The organism is Mesorhizobium sp. WSM4844, from assembly GCF_055811775.1.
In genome coordinates this window covers 1-230 of the sequence record NZ_JBVVQB010000242.1, presented here as the reverse complement: position 1 = coordinate 230, position 230 = coordinate 1, and the positions used below count along the sequence as shown (strand labels likewise).

Below are 230 nucleotides of genomic sequence, written 5' to 3'. Positions count from 1 at the left end.
CCCCCCCCCCATTTTTTTTTTTCACCACCCCCCCCCCCCACCCCTCACCCCCCCCCCGCGCGCCCGCCCCTTCTTCTTTTAAACACCCCCCCCCCCCCCCCCCCCCCGGCCCAAACAACCCCCCCCCCCCCCCCCCCCCCGCCCCACCCAACCATCCCCACACAAATTTCCGCCCCTCCCCCCCGGCCCGGCTTAACTTTTTATTTCCTGCCGGGCAGCACAGATGCGAG

1 protein-coding gene is annotated in these 230 nt (G+C 70.4%); it reads left to right on the top strand.

What is annotated here, in order from left to right; genetic code table 11:
- Nucleotides 1-230, top strand: a 230-nt coding sequence (locus tag AC0L2A_RS36605) for a hypothetical protein (protein ID WP_473613050.1), incomplete at both ends; no start/stop codon positions are given.